Source organism: Geothrix sp. (assembly GCF_049292215.1).
Classification (GTDB): Bacteria; Acidobacteriota; Holophagae; order Holophagales; family Holophagaceae; genus Geothrix.
On the sequence record NZ_JBATQW010000083.1, the window covers coordinates 1 to 16,785 of the forward strand.

General features: G+C 65.7%; 14 protein-coding genes. 11 read left to right on the forward strand and 3 right to left on the reverse strand.

Annotation, left to right across the window (positions count from 1 at the left end; genetic code table 11):
• The 6 genes from WAS25_RS14165 to WAS25_RS14190 all read left to right on the forward strand — a co-directional run.
• A partial coding sequence (locus tag WAS25_RS14165; protein WP_422313222.1) for an SPOR domain-containing protein occupies positions 1-441 on the forward strand: 441 nt, incomplete at its 5' end.
• 36 nt (positions 442-477) lie between these two features.
• Positions 478-1,284: an ATP-binding protein gene (locus WAS25_RS14170; protein ID WP_422313224.1), complete on the forward strand. Its 807-nt coding sequence runs from the start codon at positions 478-480 to the stop codon at positions 1,282-1,284.
• A 72-nt stretch (positions 1,285-1,356) separates the two neighbouring features.
• Positions 1,357-3,201: a peptidase U32 family protein gene (locus WAS25_RS14175; RefSeq protein WP_422313226.1), complete on the forward strand. Its 1,845-nt coding sequence runs from the start codon at positions 1,357-1,359 to the stop codon at positions 3,199-3,201.
• Positions 3,198-4,499 (forward strand): NAD(P)/FAD-dependent oxidoreductase, encoded by a 1,302-nt coding sequence (locus WAS25_RS14180; protein WP_422313228.1) that lies wholly within the window; start codon positions 3,198-3,200, stop codon positions 4,497-4,499. The genes WAS25_RS14175 and WAS25_RS14180 overlap by 4 nt, the downstream gene beginning before the upstream one ends.
• 166 nt (positions 4,500-4,665) lie before the next feature.
• Positions 4,666-4,986, forward strand: a complete 321-nt coding sequence (locus WAS25_RS14185) for a DUF485 domain-containing protein (RefSeq protein WP_422313231.1) — start codon at positions 4,666-4,668, stop codon at positions 4,984-4,986.
• Positions 4,986-6,662: a cation acetate symporter gene (locus WAS25_RS14190; protein ID WP_422313233.1), complete on the forward strand. Its 1,677-nt coding sequence runs from the start codon at positions 4,986-4,988 to the stop codon at positions 6,660-6,662. The genes WAS25_RS14185 and WAS25_RS14190 overlap by 1 nt, the downstream gene beginning before the upstream one ends.
• Before the next feature lie 47 nt (positions 6,663-6,709).
• On the opposite strand, the gene WAS25_RS14195 is transcribed toward WAS25_RS14190, so the two are convergent.
• From WAS25_RS14195 to WAS25_RS14205, 3 genes are read right to left on the reverse strand one after another with little or no spacing between them, the layout of a single operon-like run.
• Positions 6,710-7,417 carry a PolC-type DNA polymerase III gene (locus WAS25_RS14195; protein WP_422313235.1) on the reverse strand — a complete coding sequence of 236 codons (708 nt, stop codon included), beginning with the start codon at positions 7,415-7,417 and terminating at the stop codon, positions 6,710-6,712.
• Positions 7,418-7,425: 8 nt separating this feature from the next.
• A complete protein-coding gene (locus tag WAS25_RS14200; protein ID WP_422313237.1) occupies positions 7,426-9,324 on the reverse strand; it encodes a DUF294 nucleotidyltransferase-like domain-containing protein in 1,899 nt (632 codons plus the stop codon).
• A 10-nt stretch (positions 9,325-9,334) separates the two neighbouring features.
• Positions 9,335-10,912 carry an acyl--CoA ligase family protein gene (locus WAS25_RS14205; RefSeq protein WP_422313239.1) on the reverse strand — a complete coding sequence of 526 codons (1,578 nt, stop codon included), beginning with the start codon at positions 10,910-10,912 and terminating at the stop codon, positions 9,335-9,337.
• A gap of 272 nt (positions 10,913-11,184) precedes the next feature.
• Between WAS25_RS14205 and WAS25_RS14210 the strand changes: the two genes are divergently transcribed.
• The 5 genes from WAS25_RS14210 to WAS25_RS14230 form a co-directional block, all read left to right on the forward strand.
• The gene (locus WAS25_RS14210) at positions 11,185-11,661 is read left to right on the forward strand and encodes a (2Fe-2S)-binding protein (RefSeq protein ID WP_422313241.1); all 477 of its coding nucleotides are present in this window, start codon (positions 11,185-11,187) and stop codon (positions 11,659-11,661) included.
• Positions 11,658-13,754 carry a molybdopterin cofactor-binding domain-containing protein gene (locus WAS25_RS14215; protein ID WP_422313243.1) on the forward strand — a complete coding sequence of 699 codons (2,097 nt, stop codon included), beginning with the start codon at positions 11,658-11,660 and terminating at the stop codon, positions 13,752-13,754. Before WAS25_RS14210 ends, WAS25_RS14215 begins: the two co-directional genes overlap by 4 nt.
• 476 nt (positions 13,755-14,230) lie before the next feature.
• On the forward strand, positions 14,231-15,256 hold the full coding sequence (xerC, locus tag WAS25_RS14220) for a site-specific tyrosine recombinase XerC (RefSeq protein WP_422313245.1): 1,026 nt from the start codon (positions 14,231-14,233) through the stop codon (positions 15,254-15,256).
• 157 nt (positions 15,257-15,413) lie between these two features.
• Positions 15,414-16,184 (forward strand): RHS repeat-associated core domain-containing protein, encoded by a 771-nt coding sequence (locus WAS25_RS14225; protein WP_422313247.1) that lies wholly within the window; start codon positions 15,414-15,416, stop codon positions 16,182-16,184.
• Between the two features lie 480 nt (positions 16,185-16,664).
• The coding region (locus WAS25_RS14230; protein WP_422311166.1) for an RHS repeat-associated core domain-containing protein at positions 16,665-16,785 on the forward strand (121 nt) is incomplete at its 3' end.

A 16,785-nucleotide genomic window follows, 5' to 3' on the forward strand; every position in this document is an offset into this window, starting at 1 on the left:
CCTCCAGCCCCCGTGACCGTCGTGGTGGCACCGCCCCCGGCACCGCGTCCAGCCCCTGCAACTCCCGCCGCCCCCAAGCCCTCCGGGTCCGAGGTGACGCGCCGCCTGGATGCGCTCCGCCTCGGTGACATGCCGAAGGCCCTGGAACTCGGGAAGAAGCACATCGACTCGCTCTCCGCTCAGCGCTGGACCATACGCCTGCTGATCGCCAACCTTCCCTCCACCCTGAAGAACGCGGTCGTCGCCTTCCCCGGCAAGGAGCCCGACCTGTTCATCGCCCCCATCAAGCTCAAGGGCGGCAAGACGGCCTACCAGCTGTTCCTGGGAGACTACGCCTCCAAGGCGGAGGCGGAACGCGCCGCCAAGGCCGTGCCCGCCTTCTTCCTCGAGGGTGGCCAGCGGCCGAAACCCTACCCGATCAGTGGCATCCCTGCGCAGTGAGGCGGCGCCTGTTCCCGCCTTCCCCTGGAGCTTGTGATGACCCAGGAACCAGCCAGTCCCACCTTCCGCATCCTCCGTCCCAGGGTGCGCTGGGACGACTTGGTCCTGCCGGCAGATCAGATTGCGGTAATGGAAGCGCTCGCCGGTCAGGTCCGCCACCGCACCACGGTTCATGAACACTGGGGCTTTGCCGCAGGCATGAGCCGCGGCCTTGGCATCACGGCCCTGTTCTCGGGCGGCCCCGGCACCGGCAAGGCCATGGCGGCAGAGGTCATCGCCCAGGATCTGCAGGTCGATCTGTACCTCGTCGACCTGGCCGCCGTGGTCAGCAAGTACCTCGGTGAGACGGAGAAGAACCTGCGCCAGGTATTCGCCGCCGCGGAAGTCTCCGGGGCCGTGCTGTTCTTCGATGAGGCCGATGCCCTGTTCGGCCGGCGCAGCGAAGTCAGGGACAGCCATGACCGCTACGCCAACCTGGAGGTGGCCTGCCTGCTGCAGCAGATGGAGGCCTACAGGGGCCTGGCCATCCTGGCGACCACCTGCAAGCAGGCCCTGGATGCGGCCTTCGTGCGGCGCCTGCGGTTCGTCATCGACTTTCCCCGCCCGGACCAAAGAGATCGCAAGTCCATCTGGCAGAAGGTGTTCCCGGCCCAGGCACCGGTGGATGAGCTCGACTGGGAGCGGCTGGCGACGTTCGACCTCGCCGGTGGCGACATCCAGCGCATCACCCTGAACGCCGCCTTCCTGGCGGCCCAGGCCGGATCGAAGATCACCCTGCCTCTCGTGCTCACCGCCCTCCACGCCGAATACCGGAAGCTGGGCCGGAAGGTCCATGAGAGCTAGGAACGAGCTCATCGGGGGTGCGGTTCCACCTCCGATTGGTCCTGGTTCCCAGCGGCTGGTACCCTGAAGGCCATGGCTCTCGAACTGCTCGCTCCTGCCAAGAACGCCGACCAGGGCATCCTCGCGCTCCGCTGCGGAGCGGATGCGGTGTACATGGGCGGGCCACAGTTCGGCGCCCGTCAGGCCGCGGGCAACGACCTGGCGGACTTTGAACAGGTCACCCGGGAGGCCCGCCTGTGGGGTGCGAAGGTGTTCGCGACCCTGAACACCATCCTCTTCGATGCCGAACTGCAAGCAGCGCGGCGCCAGGCCTGGGACCTGTACCAGGCCGGCGTGGACGCCCTGATCATCCAGGACATGGCCTTCCTGGAGATGGACCTGCCGCCCATTCCCATCCACGCCAGTACCCAGGCGGTGTGTGACAGCCCGGAGAAGGTGGCCTTCCTCGCCAGCGCGGGCTTCAGCCGGGCCATCCTCGCCCGGGAAGTGAGCCTGGACGACATCCGGGCCATCCACCGGGCCGCTGACATCGAGCTGGAGGCCTTCGTCTTCGGGGCCCTCTGTGTGGGCGACAGCGGCCAGTGCTACCTGAGTGGCGCCATCTGCGAGCGCAGCGGCAACCGCGGGGAGTGCGCCCAGCCCTGCCGCGCCCCCTGGAACCTGGTGGATGCCTCCAATCACGTGGTGGTGCGGGAGAAGCACCTGCTGAACATCCGGGACCTGGATCTGTCCGACCACCTGGAGGACCTGGCTGACGCGGGCATCCAGAGCTTCAAGATCGAAGGCCGCCTCAAGGACGCGGACTACGTGAAGAACATCGTCAGCGAGGTGCGCCGCAAGCTCGACGCCCTGCTGCACCGACGCCCGGAGCTGGGTTGTGCCTCCCTCGGCGCGGTCACCCACGCCTTCACCCCCGACCCCACCAAGACCTTTCAGCGGGGCCTGTCCACCTACCGCATCGATGGGCAGCGTCAGCGCATGGGCAATCTGGACTCCGGCAAGCACCTGGGCGAACCCATCGGCGAGGTGCGTTCCATCCAGGGTGACCGGGTGGTGCTGGACGCCGTACCGGAGCTGAACCCCGGCGACGGCCTCGCGTTCGTGGACGGCGCCGAAGTGGCGGGCACGGTGGTCAACGCGGTGGAGGGCCGCCAGGTCTTCGTGCAGGATCCCTCCCGCATCAGGCCCGGCACCCGGCTCCACCGGAACCTGGATCTGCGCTGGCTCAAGGCCCTGCGCAGCGCCAAGGTGGAGCGCCGCATTCCGGTCACCGCCACCCTCGACTTTGCGGAAGGCTCGGTGCGCCTGTGTCTGGAGGACTCTGCCGGCTTCGTGGCCGTAGCGCAGGCCCCGGGCGACTTCGGCCCTTCCCGGGACACGGACGCCACCGCGCAGGCCACCCGGGACGCCCTGGGCCGCCTGGGGAACACGCCCTTTGAGCTGTCGGGGCTGCAGGTGGCCGAGTCGCGGTTCGTGCCGGTGAGCGTGCTCAACGCCCTTCGCCGAGACACCGCGGCAGCCCTCGAAGCACAGCGCCGCGCCCCCCGGGCCCGGGAGCCGCGCCGGGCGCCTGCCCTGATGCTGAACCCCCTGCCGGTGCGGGGCCTAGACTACTCGTGGAACATCACCAACAAGGCCGCCCGCGCCTTCTACGAACGCGCAGGCGCCGAAGTGCTGGAGGCGGCCGGAGACCTGCAGGAGGATCTCTCGGGCCGGGTGGTGATGACCACCCGCCACTGCGTGAAGTTCGAGATGGGCTGGTGCCATGTCCATCAGAACCCCGAGCCCTGGACCCAACTCCCTGAGCCTCAGGGCCCGGTCTTCCTGGAGAATGGCACCACCCGCCTGGAGTGCCGCTTCGACTGCGCCCGGTGCCGCATGGAGCTGGTGCTCTGCGAGCCCCGGGAGCGCGGGTGAAACCAGGGGACAGTGGCCCCTGGGAGGTGGTGGTGGTCGGTGCGGGGCCCGCAGGGCTGCTGGCCGCGGGACGGGCCGCCATGCTGGGCGCCCGGGTCCTCCTGCTCGAGAAGATGGAGAAGCCGGCCCGCAAACTGCGGATCACGGGCAAGGGGCGGGCGAACATCACGAACATGAAGGCGCTGGAGGAGCAGCTCAAGGAGATCCAGCCCGAGCCCCGCTTCCTGCGCCAGGCCTTCCAGGCCTTCTTCAACCACGACCTGATCGCGCTGCTGGAAGGCCAGGGCGTTGCGACCAAGGTGGAACGGGGCGACCGCGTGTTCCCGGCCAGTGACCTGGCCTGGGACGTGGCGGACGCCCTGGTGGCCTGGGCCACGGACGAGGGCGTGGTGATCCTCCCCCACGCGCGGGTCGAGCGCCTGCTGATTCGCGAGGGCATGTTCGCGGGCCTCGTGGTCGTGGGCAAGGCCTCACGGACCGCCCAGGAGATCCAGGCCCGTTGCTGCATCCTCGCCACCGGTGGGCTGTCCTATCCCGCCACGGGGTCCACGGGGGACGGCCACCGCTTCGCCGAGGCCACCGGGCACCGGATCGAGGCCCTACGGCCATCCCTGGTGCGGCTCGACACGCGTCCAGTCCACGAGGGCGCCCAGGGGCTCACCCTCAAGAACGTCAACCTGACCCTCTGGATCGACGGGAAGAAGCAGGCCAGCGAATTCGGGGAAGCGGAGTTCACGACCAAGGGGCTGGCGGGCGCCAGCGTGCTCCGACTCAGTCGGAAGGTCGTCGAGGCCCTCGCCGCCGGCCGCAAAGTCGAGGTAACCCTCAATCTCAAACCGGCCCTGGACCCGGCGAAGCTGGAGGCGAGGCTGATGCGGGAGCTCGAGGCCCACCCGGGCTGGACCTGCGGAGCCCTGCTGCGGTCGCTCCTGCCGACGCCCCTCGTCGCCGTGTTCTGCGAGTGCCTCGGTCTGAGTCCGGCCTCGCCCGCGGCGCAGCTCCAGGGCTCGAAGCGGAAGCAGCTGCTGGGCCTGCTCAAGGAGCTGCGGTTCGAGGTGACGGGCCATGGGGGCTGGGAGGAGGCCATCGTCACGGCGGGCGGCGTCTCCCTCAAGGACATCGATCCCCGCACCATGGCCTCGCGGAAGGTCGAGGGCCTCTATGTCGCGGGCGAACTGCTCGACCTGGATGCGAACACCGGTGGCTACAACCTGCAGATCGCCTTCTCCACTGGCTGGTTGGCGGGGGAGTCCGCGGCGCGGAAGGCCAGCTCGACCCAGCAGCACATGGCTGAATGACCCCAGGTGTGCATTAGGGCACATTCCTTCCCGGCTTTATTGATGCTCGAGTCCCAAATCGAGTAGCCTTGGCCCCAGTTCATCCCACATCCATCAGGACAGGCATCCACTCCTCCCCCGGGATGGGTGCAGGTTGTTCCATCCCCATCCAAGGAGGTGCCCTGCCATGAGCAGCGAGATGTATGAGCACATGCGGAAAAATCCAAAATTCGTGAAACTCGTCACCAAGCGTGGGCGGTTCGCCTGGACTCTGGCCTTCATCGTGCTGGGCATGTTCTATGGCTTTGTGCTGCTGGTGGCCTTCAGGCCCGCGCTGCTCGGCCGGCCCATCTGGCAGGGGTCCATGGTGACCATCGGCGTCGCCTTCGAGCTCTTCATGTTCATCTTCTTCTGGCTGCTCACGGCGCTATACGTGAAGAAGGCCAATGGGGAATTCGACGAGCTGACCCAGGACCTCATCAAGGATGCCTGGAAGGAGAACAAGTGATGCGCGTGCTGAACCGTCTCGGCCTGGCCCTGGGCCTGCTCGCCGCCACCGTCATGGCCCATGCGGGTCCGGCCCTGGATGGCATCCAGGAAAAACAGGCCACCAACTGGCACGCCATCATCATGTTCCTGCTCTTCGTGGCCCTGACCATGGGGATCACCTACTGGGCGGCTGGGCGCACCAAGTCCACCTCCGATTTCTACACCGCGGGCGGCGGCATCACCGGGTTCCAGAATGGCCTTGCCATCGCCGGCGACTACATGTCGGCTGCCACGCTCCTGGGCCTCAGCGCCATGGTCTACGGCCAGGGCTACGACGGCTACATCTACATGCTGGCCTTCTTCGCCGGCTGGCCCATCATCCTCTTCCTCATGGCCGAGCGCCTTCGCAACCTGGGCCGGTTCACCTTCTCCGACATCACCGCCTACCGCCTGGACCAGGGCAGTGTGCGCACCATGGCCGCGATCTCCTCCCTGACCGTGGTCTGCTTCTACCTGCTGGCCCAGATGGTGGGTGCCGGCCAGCTCATCAAGCTGCTCTTCGGCCTGGAGTACACGGTCGCCATTTTCGCCGTGGGCATCCTGATGATGGTCTACGTCATCTTCGGTGGCATGGTGGCCACCACCTGGGTGCAGATCATCAAGGCCTGCATGCTGCTGGTGGGTGGCACCTTGGTGGCCATCCTGGCCATGAGCCGTTTCGGCTTCTCCTACAGCAGCGTGGTGCAGCAGGCCACGGCCGTGCACAAGCTCGGCCCCAAGCTCATGTATCCCGGCAGCCTCCTCGCCGATCCCGTGACGGCCATCTCCCTGGGGCTCGGGCTCATGTTCGGCACCGCCGGCCTGCCTCACATCCTCATGCGGTTCTTCACGGTCACCAACGCCAAGGAAGCCCGCAAGTCCGTGCTCTATGCCTCGGGCTTCGTGTCCTACTTCTTCAACGTCATCTTCCTCCTGGGCCTCACCGGAATCATCATCGTCGGCCAGAATGCGTCCTTCTTCGAGGGCGGCAAGATCGGTGGCAAGCTCATCGGCGGCGGCAACATGGTGGCCATGCACCTGGCCAAGGCCGTGGGCGGCAACTTGCTGCTGGGCTTCCTGGCGGCGGTGGCCTTTGCCACCATCCTGGCTGTGGTCTCGGGTCTGGCCCTGGCGGGCGCTTCCGCCATCTCCCATGACCTCTATGCCCGGGTCATCATGAAGGGCAAGGCGTCGGAAACCACGGAAATCAAGGTGTCCAGGATCGCCGTCATCTGCCTGGGCTTCATCGCCATCGTGCTGGGCATCCTCTTCGAGAAGCAGAACATCGCGTTCATGGTGGGCCTGGCCTTCGGCGTGGCTGCCGCGGCGAACTTCCCGGTGCTCATCCTCTCCATGTACTGGAAGGGCCTCACCACCCGCGGCGCCCTCTGGGGCGGCTACGGCGGCCTGGTATCGGCGGTGGTCTTCGTGGTGCTCTCGAAGTCGGTGTGGGTGGATGTGATCGGCCGGAAGGCGGCCCTTTTCCCCTACGGGCAGCCGGCCATCTTCGCCATGCCCATCGCCTTCCTGCTGGCCTTCATCTTCTCGAAGCTCGACGGCAGCGAGCGGGCCAAGCAGGAGATCGAGGCCTTCGAAGACCAGTACGTCCGGGGCCAGACGGGCTTCGGCGCCGCCACGGCCACCAACAAACACTAAGGAAGCGCAGCCGCCAGGGCCGGAGTGGTTCCACTCCGGCCCTGGGCTTAAAAGTGCGTGTGGCCTTCCTGGTCCGTCAGGTTGGCCAGCTGGCGCCGGGGATCCCCGACCCTCCGCAGGCCCGAGAGGCTCCTGACGCCAGCCTGCTGGAGAAAGGGCAGGAAGCGCTGGAAGACCTGGGCCGTGATGTAGGCGTCCCCGATGGCTGAATGGGCCGCCTCCACGGGGATCTCGAAGGCCTCAGCCAGGTCGAAGAGGCTGGGGGCGGGAAGCTCGAGGGCGAAGGCGGGGTGGTCCGCGGCGCGCCGCCGGAGCCAGCCGAACAGGGACAGGGTGTCCACGGCCGCATTCCGGAAGGGGGCCCTCCCTGACCGCCTGGCATCGCGGTTGAGGAAGGCCAGATCGAGGGCGAGGCAGTGGCCGACGAGGACGGTGCCCGCCACGTAGTCCAGGAAGGAGGCCAGCACCTCGCCGATGGCTGGCCGGGCCTCCAGCTCGGAGGGGGTGATGCCATGGATCACGACGGTGCGGCCATCGAGGACGGCGGTCGGCTTCACCAGCTCCTGGAAGGCGTTCCCCAGCTCGATCCGGCCGCCCTGCATGTGGAGGGCACCGATGGCGATGATGTCGTCCCGGCGGGTGTCGAGGCCGGTCAGTTCCGTGTCGAGCACCGTGAACCGCAGCTCGGGAACCGGCAGGTCCCCGCCAGGCGGCCCCCCGCCCAGCTTCCCCCGGCTCCATGCCATCAGACCCATGCCGCGCCTCAGATGATGAAGGACTTGTATCGGTCCATGACCTGGTCCTGGACCTTGAGGATGAGGCGGAACGCGTTCTTGAGCGACTGCCGCTCGAGGCTGCTCAGGCCGTCGTAGCGGATGACATTGTCGATGGGCTGCCCGGCCTCCGCCTGCCGGTACTGGTGGTGGATCCGCAGCAGGGTGACGAACTCGAAGGAATACTCCAGCTCGTCCACCAGCTCCGAGATGAGCGAGGTGCCGCCCCGCAGCGCCTCCAGCCGGTCCACGGTGGAGACCTGCTGGAGCCCCTTCTCCAGGGCGAAGAGCCGGGCGATGTCCACCAGGGGCGCCACGGCCTTGATCTTCAGGTTCAGGCCATCCTTGTGCTCGCCGTTCCGTTCCACGGCCACCCCCCCGAAGAAGCCCAGGGGCGGCCGGTTACGCACGAGCATGTTGGCCAGGAAGCCCAGGAAGACCGGGTAGTCGGGGATGAGGCGACCGAAGTGCTCCCGCAGGCCCCAGGCCAGGGACTGGTCGCCGTGCAGGGGCCTGAAATCGAAGAAGATGAGCGCCTTGAGGACGGCCTCGGGGGTGGGTTCGGAGATCCATGTGCTGAAGTACCGCTTCCACTGGGCCAGGGGCTGGCACCAGTCCGGGTTGCTGGCCATGTAGTTGGCCGGGCAGGCCTCGAAGCCGCACTGGACCAGGCCGTTGCGCATGAACACCGCGAAGCGCCGGAAGTATTCCGCGACCCGGGGCTTCTGGCTGTCGAACACATCCGCATAGATCAGGGCGTTGTCCTGGTCGGTGCGGAAGGTCTGCTCCTTGCGGCCCTCGCTGCCCAGAGCCAGCCAGCAGTAGGGCACGGGCGGGGGCCCGAGCTCCCGCTCCGCCAGCTCCAGCACCTTGCGCACCACCCGGTCGTTCAGCTCCGAGATGATGCGGATGATGTTGGTGGCCCGGGCGCCCTCGCGCAGCAGCACGCCGATGATGGACATGGCCTTGCGCGACACCGGTGCCAGTCCTTCCAGGGTGGTCTGGTGCTCGATGTCCTCCGAGAAGGCCAGGGGGCTCCGCCCCTGCAGCACCAGGAAGTCATGGTTGGTCACCACGCCCCGGATGACGCCCCCCCGCGTGACGGCCACGTGCTCGATGTCGCACTGCAGCATCTTGAGGACCACCTCGAAGCAGGGATCCTGCTCGTCCACCGAGACAACCGGATGGCTCATCACCCGCGAGACCGGGCCGTCGATGGGCTGCCCTTCGGCCACCACCCGGGTGCGGAAATCCGAATCCGTGAGGATGCCGATGGGCTCCCCGTTGGGACCGACCACCAGGGCCGCGCTCTGACGCTCCTCCGCCATGCGGCGGGCCGTCTGGCGGATGCTCGTGTCGGCCTCCACGACGGTGGTAAACCGCTGGCAGATCTCCCCCACCTGGGCCGTGAACAGCAGGTGGTCGCTGCTCTCCAGGAACAGGCTCTTGCCTTGGATCTCCCGGGAGGTCATGTCGGCGTACTTGGTGAGGTGGAACTGGAGCAGGTACTCGGTGATGGCCGGGTGGCTGACCACCAGCTCGTTGAACCGCTCCTTCGGCAGCAGGTAGCAGGTGGTGTCCTGGATGGCCACGATCGTGGTCCGCTGGTGCCCGCCCATGAGGGAGACCAGGCCGAAGGTCTCACCCCGCTCCCGGTAGTCCACCACCACCTCGTCCCCGTTGCCCTCGGGGCGCAGCGTGATCTTGACCGCCCCCTTCTTGATGATCTGCAGGTGCTCACTGATGGGCCCGTCCTGGTGCAGGATGACCTCGCCCTTGGGGTGGAAGGCCATCGTCAGGCTCTGGACCAGCTCCCGCAGCAGGGACTCCTCCAGGAACTGGAAGGGGGGGACCTGGGACAGGAACCGGACCGTCTCGTCAATCAGCATGGGCCAGCCTTCAGTTGATGCGGCTCTTGCGGCCCTGCCACTCCTTGTCGCGCAGCAGGAACTTCTGGATCTTGCCCGTCGAGGTCTTGGGCAGGGCTCCGAACTCGATGTGCCGGGGCAGCTTGAAGTTGGCCAGGCGGGTGCGGCAGTGGGCGACCAGTTCCTCGGTGGTGGCCGAGGCGCCGGGCTTGAGCGTCACGAAGGCCTTGGGCACCTCGCCCCACTTCGGGTCGGGCACGGCGATGACGGCGCACTCCATCACGGCGGGGTGGGAGACCAGGGCCTGTTCCACCTCGATGGTGGAGATGTTCTCGCCGCCAGAGATGATGATGTCCTTGGCCCGGTCGCGCAGCTCGATGGCGCCATCCGGATGTTGCACCCCGAGATCCCCCGAGTGGAACCAGCCGCCGTGGAAGGCCTTGGCCGTGGATTCCGGGTCCTCGAAGTAGCCCGTCATGACGACGTTGCCGCGCATGACCACCTCGCCCATGGTGGCGCCATCCTGGGGCACGTCGTTCATCTCCTGGTCGACGATGCGCACCTCCCCGGCACAGACGTTCGGCATACCCTGGCGGGCCTTCAACTCCGCCTGCTTCGCCGGGGGCAGTGTCTCCTGCCCGGGGGCCGGCACGTTGATGGTGAAGGGCCCGTAGACCTCCGTGAGGCCATACACATGGTCGAGCTGGAAGTTCAGCTCCGCCATGCGGGCGATGAGCGTCGGCGAGGGCGGGGCGCCCGCCGTGAAGAGCCGCACGGGCCGCGCCAGGCGGTGGGCGGCCGGATCGGTCACGAGCATGGTGCAGACCGTGGGGGCCGCGCAGAAGTGGGTGACGCCGCCGTCGAAGAGTTGCCAGGTGGGCCCGGGCTCGATCTTGGGGATGCAGATGCTCTCCGCGCCCACCGCCGCCAGGCCCCAGGTGAAGCACCAGCCGTTGCAGTGAAACATCGGCAGGGTCCAGAGGTACTGGGACTCGGCCTGCACCCGGTGGTCGAGCACCATGGCCAGCGCGTTCAGGTAGGCGCCCCGGTGGTGGTAGACCACGCCCTTGGGCCGGCCCGTGGTGCCGGAGGTGTAGTTGATGGTGATGGGCTCGTCCTCGCTCGCGAGCCAGGGTTCCATGGGGGCCTCGGAGCCGCCCTGGAGCAGGGCCTCGAACTCGGGACCAAGCACGGTGCAGGGGACCGCAGGCGGCACGCTGGCCAGCTGCGGCTGCAGCTCCGGCGACACGAAGACCCGGGTGGCCCCGCTGTGGCTCACGATGTAGGCGATCTCCTCCGGGTTCAAGCGGGTATTGATGGCCACCAGGATGCCCCCCGCCAGCGGCACCGCGAAGTGCGCCAGCAGCAGTGGCTCGGAGTTGAAGGCGAGGAAGGCCACCCGATCGCCCTTTTGCAGTCCCGCGGCGCGCAGTGCCGAGGCGAAGCGCCGCGCCCGAAGCCGGAACTCCCGCCACGTATAGCGCACTGGGCCATCCGTGACGGCCGGGCGCTCCGCGAACACCTCGCCTGCCCGCTCGAGCAGGAAGATGGGGGAAAGTTCCTGGCGATTGGGTTGGGGTGCAAGAGGAAGGGAAGGGGAGGGCTGCATCGGAGACCTCAGGTCGAGCCAACCCGAGTGAGGGAATGGCGTTGGGTTGCAAGGGATCTTGACAGCAACCATGCCACAGCCCCGGTCCAGGTCCCATCCTTCAATCCGGGGCCGCCGAGGATCCCGGCCTGGACCCGTGATGGGGCCTGGGGGACTCACCTGGCCGCACCAAGTCCAGCGGCCTCGATCTCCCATCCTCAACACTGACCTTTGGTTCCGGGTTTACCATGGGGACCTCCCGCAGCAGGCCCTCAAACCCCGGAGGTTCGCCCATGGACGCCACCGTCTCCTTCGTCCTCAACGGCAAGCCCGTCACCGTCAGCAGCCCCCGTGACCGGATGCTGGTCTGGGTCCTGCGCGACGAGCTGGGCCTCACAGGCACCAAGGTGGGCTGCGAGGCCGGGCTCTGCGGGGCCTGCACCGTGCTCGTGGACTCCGAGGCCACGCTCTCCTGTTCCACGGCGGTAGGCGACGTGGCTGGGAAGTCCGTGCTCACCATCGAGGGCCTGGCCCTGGACGGGAAGCTGGACCCCGTTCAGAAGGCCTTCCAGGACCACCACGCCTTCCAGTGCGGCTTCTGCACCTCCGGGATGATCATGGCCGCCTGGGCCTTCCTGAAAAAGAAACCCAGGGCCACCCGAACCGAGATCGTCGAGGCCATGGAGGGGAACATCTGCCGCTGCGGTGCCCACGTGAGGATCCTGGACGCGGTCGAATCGGCCGGCAAGGCCAAGGGAGGTGTGCGATGAGAAGGCGGACCTTCCTTCAGGGCGCCGCCGCGGGCGCGCTCACCTTGTTCTTCACAACTCCCGCCGGTGCTGCGCCCGTCGAGCCGACCCGGCCCGGTACCTACCTCGAGGACTTCAACGCCTACCTGAAGATCTCAGCCGACGGCCGCGTGGGCTGCTACGTGGGGAAGACCGAACTGGGGCAGGGCGCCATGACGGTGCTGGCCATGCTCGTCGCCGAGGAGCTGGAGCTGGATCCGGCCCAGGTGGACATGCTCCTGGGCGACACGGACCTCTGCCCCTGGGATCTGCCCACGGGCGGCTCCCTCACCATGTGGCATACGGCCCCCGTCCTCCGGGGCGCCGCCGCGGAGGCGCGGGCGGTGCTCCTGGGCATGGCCGCCAAGGCCCTGGGCGCCGCGACGGCGGACCTGGCGCTGAAGGATGGCGCCATCTGGGTGAAGGCGACGCCCAAGCGCCGCATCACCTTTGGCGAGCTGGTGAAGGGCCGGAAGATGGAGCGACACCTGGGCAAGGTCAAGCCCAAGCCTCTCTCCGAATGCAGCGTGATCGGGCGCCATTTCCCCCGCAAGGACGCCCTCGCCAAGACCACCGGCGCCGCCAAGTACGCCGGCGACCTGCGCCTTCCCGGAACGCTCCACGCCTGCATCCTGCGGCCCCCGGCCCACGGCCTGAAGCTGGTCACCGCGGACACGGCGGCCGCCGAACGGGTTCCCGGCGTCCGCATCGTGCGGGACGGCACCCTCCTGGCCGTGCTCCACCCCCAGCCCGACACCGCCCGCAAGGCCCTCGCCCTCGTGAAGGGCACCTTCGAGGGGACTGAACCTGACGTGGACGATGGACGCATCTACCAGTACCTCGTGGACAAGGCGGCGCCCGGACAGCGCGTGATGATCTCCCGCGGCGACGTGGTCGCCGGTGAAAAGCGGGCGGCCACCGTGGTGGAGGGGGATTACCGCAACGCCTACGAGAGCCACGCCACCCTCGAGCCCCATACCGCCGTCGCCAAGTGGGAGGAGGGCCGCATGACGGTGTGGGCCTCCAACCAGTCGCCGTTTGTCTTCCGGGACGCTGTGGCCGAGGCCCTCAAACTGGACAAGGACAAGGTCCGCATCGTGACCCCCTTCGTGGGGGGCGGCTTCGGCGGCAAGCTCGTAGCCCCTGTGGCCGTCGAGACTGCCCGCATCGCCCGCCAGGTGCCCGGCGTGCCCATCCAGGTGGCCTGGAACCGGGAGGAGGACCTCTTTCTGGACGGCTATCGGCCGGCGGCCGTGGTCAAGATCCGCTCCGGCCTGGACGCCGGGCGCGGTGCCATCACCTTCTGGGACAGTGTCGTGGCCGGTGTCTCCCAGGGCGAGGCTGAGTTCGCCTACGAGATGCAGACGAACCGGTACCAGGCTCCGGCCGTTCCCGACCTCCACCCCCTCAAGGTCGGCGCCTGGCGTGCCCCCAATGCCCACACCAACGCGTTCGCCCGGGAGAGCCAGCTGGACGCGCTGGCCGCTAAGGCTGGCCTGGATCCCGTGACCCTGCGCCGCCGCCTCGCCAACGACCCCCGCCTCCTGCGCCTCCTGGACCTGGCGGTGGAGACCTTCGGCTGGGAGCCCGCACCCGGTCCCACGGGCCGGGGCATCGGTCTGGCCTGCGGCGCCTGGCGCCAGGCCCTGGTGGTGGCCGTGGCCCAGGTCGCCGTGGACAAGGCCACCGGGAAGGTCAGGGTGGAGCGCTTCCTCGAGGCCGTGGATGTGGGCCTCGTGGTGAACCCCGATGGGGCCCGCCAGCAGGTGGAGGGCGCCATCACCATGTGCATCGGGCAAGCCCTCAGCGAGGAGATCCACTTCAAGGGCGGCCACATCCTCGACAAGAACTTCGACACCTACCTCCTGCCCCGCTTCTCCGCCATCCCTCGCATCCAGGTCGTCTTCGCGGACAGCGGCACCACGACCACCCAGGGCATCGGCGAGCCCCCCGTGGTGCCGGTGGCTGCGGCCCTGGCCAACGCCGTCTTCGACGCCACCGGCGCGCGCGTGACCCACGTGCCCTTCAATCCCGAACGGGTCCTTGAGGCTCTGAAGCGCGTGGCTGCGAAGTAGCACTACCGGCAGGCCCAGCCCCCGACCCATCGAAAATCCACCCGGAAGAGCTCACCCCAATCAACCCAGATTCCACAGAACAATTGGACCAACTTACGGGGAGAACGTCAAACCCCGAATCTAACCGCGAGAGGGCTCTGAACCGAACACCCAGCAGAAGGGGGATGAACTAATTACCGATGATGTGCAGGTCGGAGGCTGTGATAGGACGTACCGACTCGGGTATGGCCTGTGGCGTTCGTTGTTTCAGGCTTCTTAACATCCTCGACAGGCATCTTGAAGCCTATGTTTGCAAACCAGAATGTTCTGCCAAACGAACCAGCCACGGCTGAAACGGTGACAGAGAAAGGATGAAGGAACTGCCAAGGTGGAAAGGCCTGGCCGCTTGTGGCTGCCGAAGCAACTCGCTAGGCATGGGCGCCAGACAGGCAACACAGAAGAACATGAGCAGCCCTTAAGGGCGGAGGGAGATGCTCATGAATGAAACCATCCGAGAGAGACCCAGGAAGGGGCATGGAGGACGAAAGCCTGTGCTTCCGCCCGTTGGGGGCTTGGACGATCCAGATTGCTTCATTCATCACATGCAGCGGTACCTGCTCAGCCTGGTGGTGCGTGGGCAGTCACAGCACACCGCGATATCCAGCAAAGCTGCCCTGACCCGGTTCATCCGGTGGTGCGAGAAGCGAAGCCTATTCCGTCCCAGTCAGATCGACAGGCCCCTGGTGGAGCTGTTCCAGCAGTCTCTCTTCTTCCATCGCAAGAGAAACGGGGAACCCCTATCTGCCAGGTCCATGCAGTTCCTGCTCATCCCCCTGCGGCAGTGGTTCAGCTGGATGGTCAAACAGGGGCATCTACCCTTCAGCCCTGCCTCCGAACTGGAACTGCCTAGGGTGCCTCGGAGGCTGCCCAAAGCCATCCTGTCAGCCCAGGAAGCTGAAACGGTGTTGGCGGTTCCCGATGTCCATACCGCCGTGGGCCTCCGAGACCGTGCGATTCTGGAAACCCTCTACAGCACAGGCATTCGAAGAACAGAACTGACGAGGCTGACCATTCAGGACATCGACCGGAACCGAGGCACGCTCATGGTCCGCGAGGGCAAAGGGAAGAAGGATCGGATGATTCCGATCGGGGAAAGGGCGCTGGCGTGGATCGCAGCCTACCGGGACCGCGCCCGACCAGAGCTGCTAAGGGACAAGCTAGATGATGGTGCGCTTTTCCTGAACAGCCTTGGAAACCCCATTAGACCCTTCCACCTCACGATGCTGACCAAGAGATACATCACCCGGGCTGCTATTGGGAAGGAGGGTGCCTGCCATCTCTTTCGGCATACCTGTGCGACGGTTCTCCTCGAAGGCGGCATGGACACGCGCTACATCCAGGCGATCCTCGGTCATGCCAGCCTCGAATCTACGCAGATATACACCAGGGTGAGCATCCAGAAATTGAAGGCTCTCCACACGGCGGTTCATCCAGGCAAGTTGCCCACGGCTGGAACGTATTGAATTGATGCAAGCGAAGCCTACGGCGAATCAGTTGATGGAATCTTTGGCCCTGAGATCAGAGAGTGGCCAGTGATAGGCTTAATTACGGATCATTGAAAAGCATGGAATTTCGACAGGGGAACCATCTCTGCCGCAGGAATCGCCCCAGAGATGCTACATGCAGGCTCGCTTCTACGTGCCCTGGTTCGGGCGTTTCGCCAGCCCAGACCCCGCTCGAGATCAACACTTCGAACACACCCAGAGCTGGAACATATACAGCTACGTCAGGAATAGCCCTGTCATTAGCACTGATCCAACGGGAATGATCGTGTTGAATGAGGGAACACGATCAAATAGCGCCACCGGGAACTTTGCCGCGAAAGCAAATAATGAAGCCGAGGAGGCGGCAAGGAAAAAGCGGGAGGAAGAAAGGAAGAAGAGGGAGCCGCAAACAAAATCTACAAATGACGGTGCACCAAAGCAGACCGATAAGAAGATCGATCCAAAATTCGCGAAACCAGTGCCAGCAAAAGATGGAGAGAAGCCAAACACACCACCAGCAAAGCCCGCAGGAGGGGTTTCTGTTGGCTCCTTTACTTTCGTTGGCGTTGAAGGCGATGGTGCCGTGGCGGGTGCATTTCAAGGAGTCATACACGAGTACGACTCTCGGAACGGACATAGCGTCGGTTCATTGACAGAGGCTTGGCTTGGAGGCGAGGTTGCTGCCGTAGGTGGTGGCAAAATCATTACTACAGGAGATTTAAATGCGCCGGTTAGTCCAATGAAGGGACTGTTCGGATTTGCGGGTGGATCATTGAGTGCTGGTCCGCTCGCAGGCATCCAACTTGGAGTTGCGAAAGGAGACGGGTGGTTTGGGCTATTTATTGAAGGACACCTCGGACCAGCGGCTGGGGGCACTGGCGTATACCTTAGCTCGGGAGGAGACTAGCGATGAACTCACCATCAACGGGTGGTTATCCTGGAACGCCCATTATTCTGGTTCTTATATGCTGCAGCGTGCTCGTAGTGGTCAGATCCGCAACACAGGTTTATAAAATTCGTCGCAGGGCTGTAGATCAGAAGGATCCTCGGGTCCACATCCTAATCGGAATTGTTGGTGTGTATTTCCTGGTCATGACTGTGTGGTCTCTCTGGGCGCATTATTTAACGCCGAATTAGTGCTGCGACCAAGAGCCCCCCAAAACTGGGGGCTTTTCGTGGTCACGCCCGCGGGTGCGTTCCTCCAGGAATTGGCGCCGCTCGATAGCTCTCAGACGTCTACCGGATTTGGCTCCCCAGCCGTTCTAGGCCTTTTCACTGGAATACGCCTCAGGGAATCTCAAGCGATACACTGATGCCAGTTCTTTGAAAGCCTAATCCTACCGAGCCCTTCGCGGTATTGCCGTCAGGACGCTTCCAATCCAGCCATATGCAGGCTCGCTTCTACGTGCCCTGGTTTGGACGATTCGCCAGCCCCGATCCGGCTCGGGATCAGCATTTTGAGCACACCCAGAGCTGGAATATTTATAGCTACGTCAGGAACAGCCCTG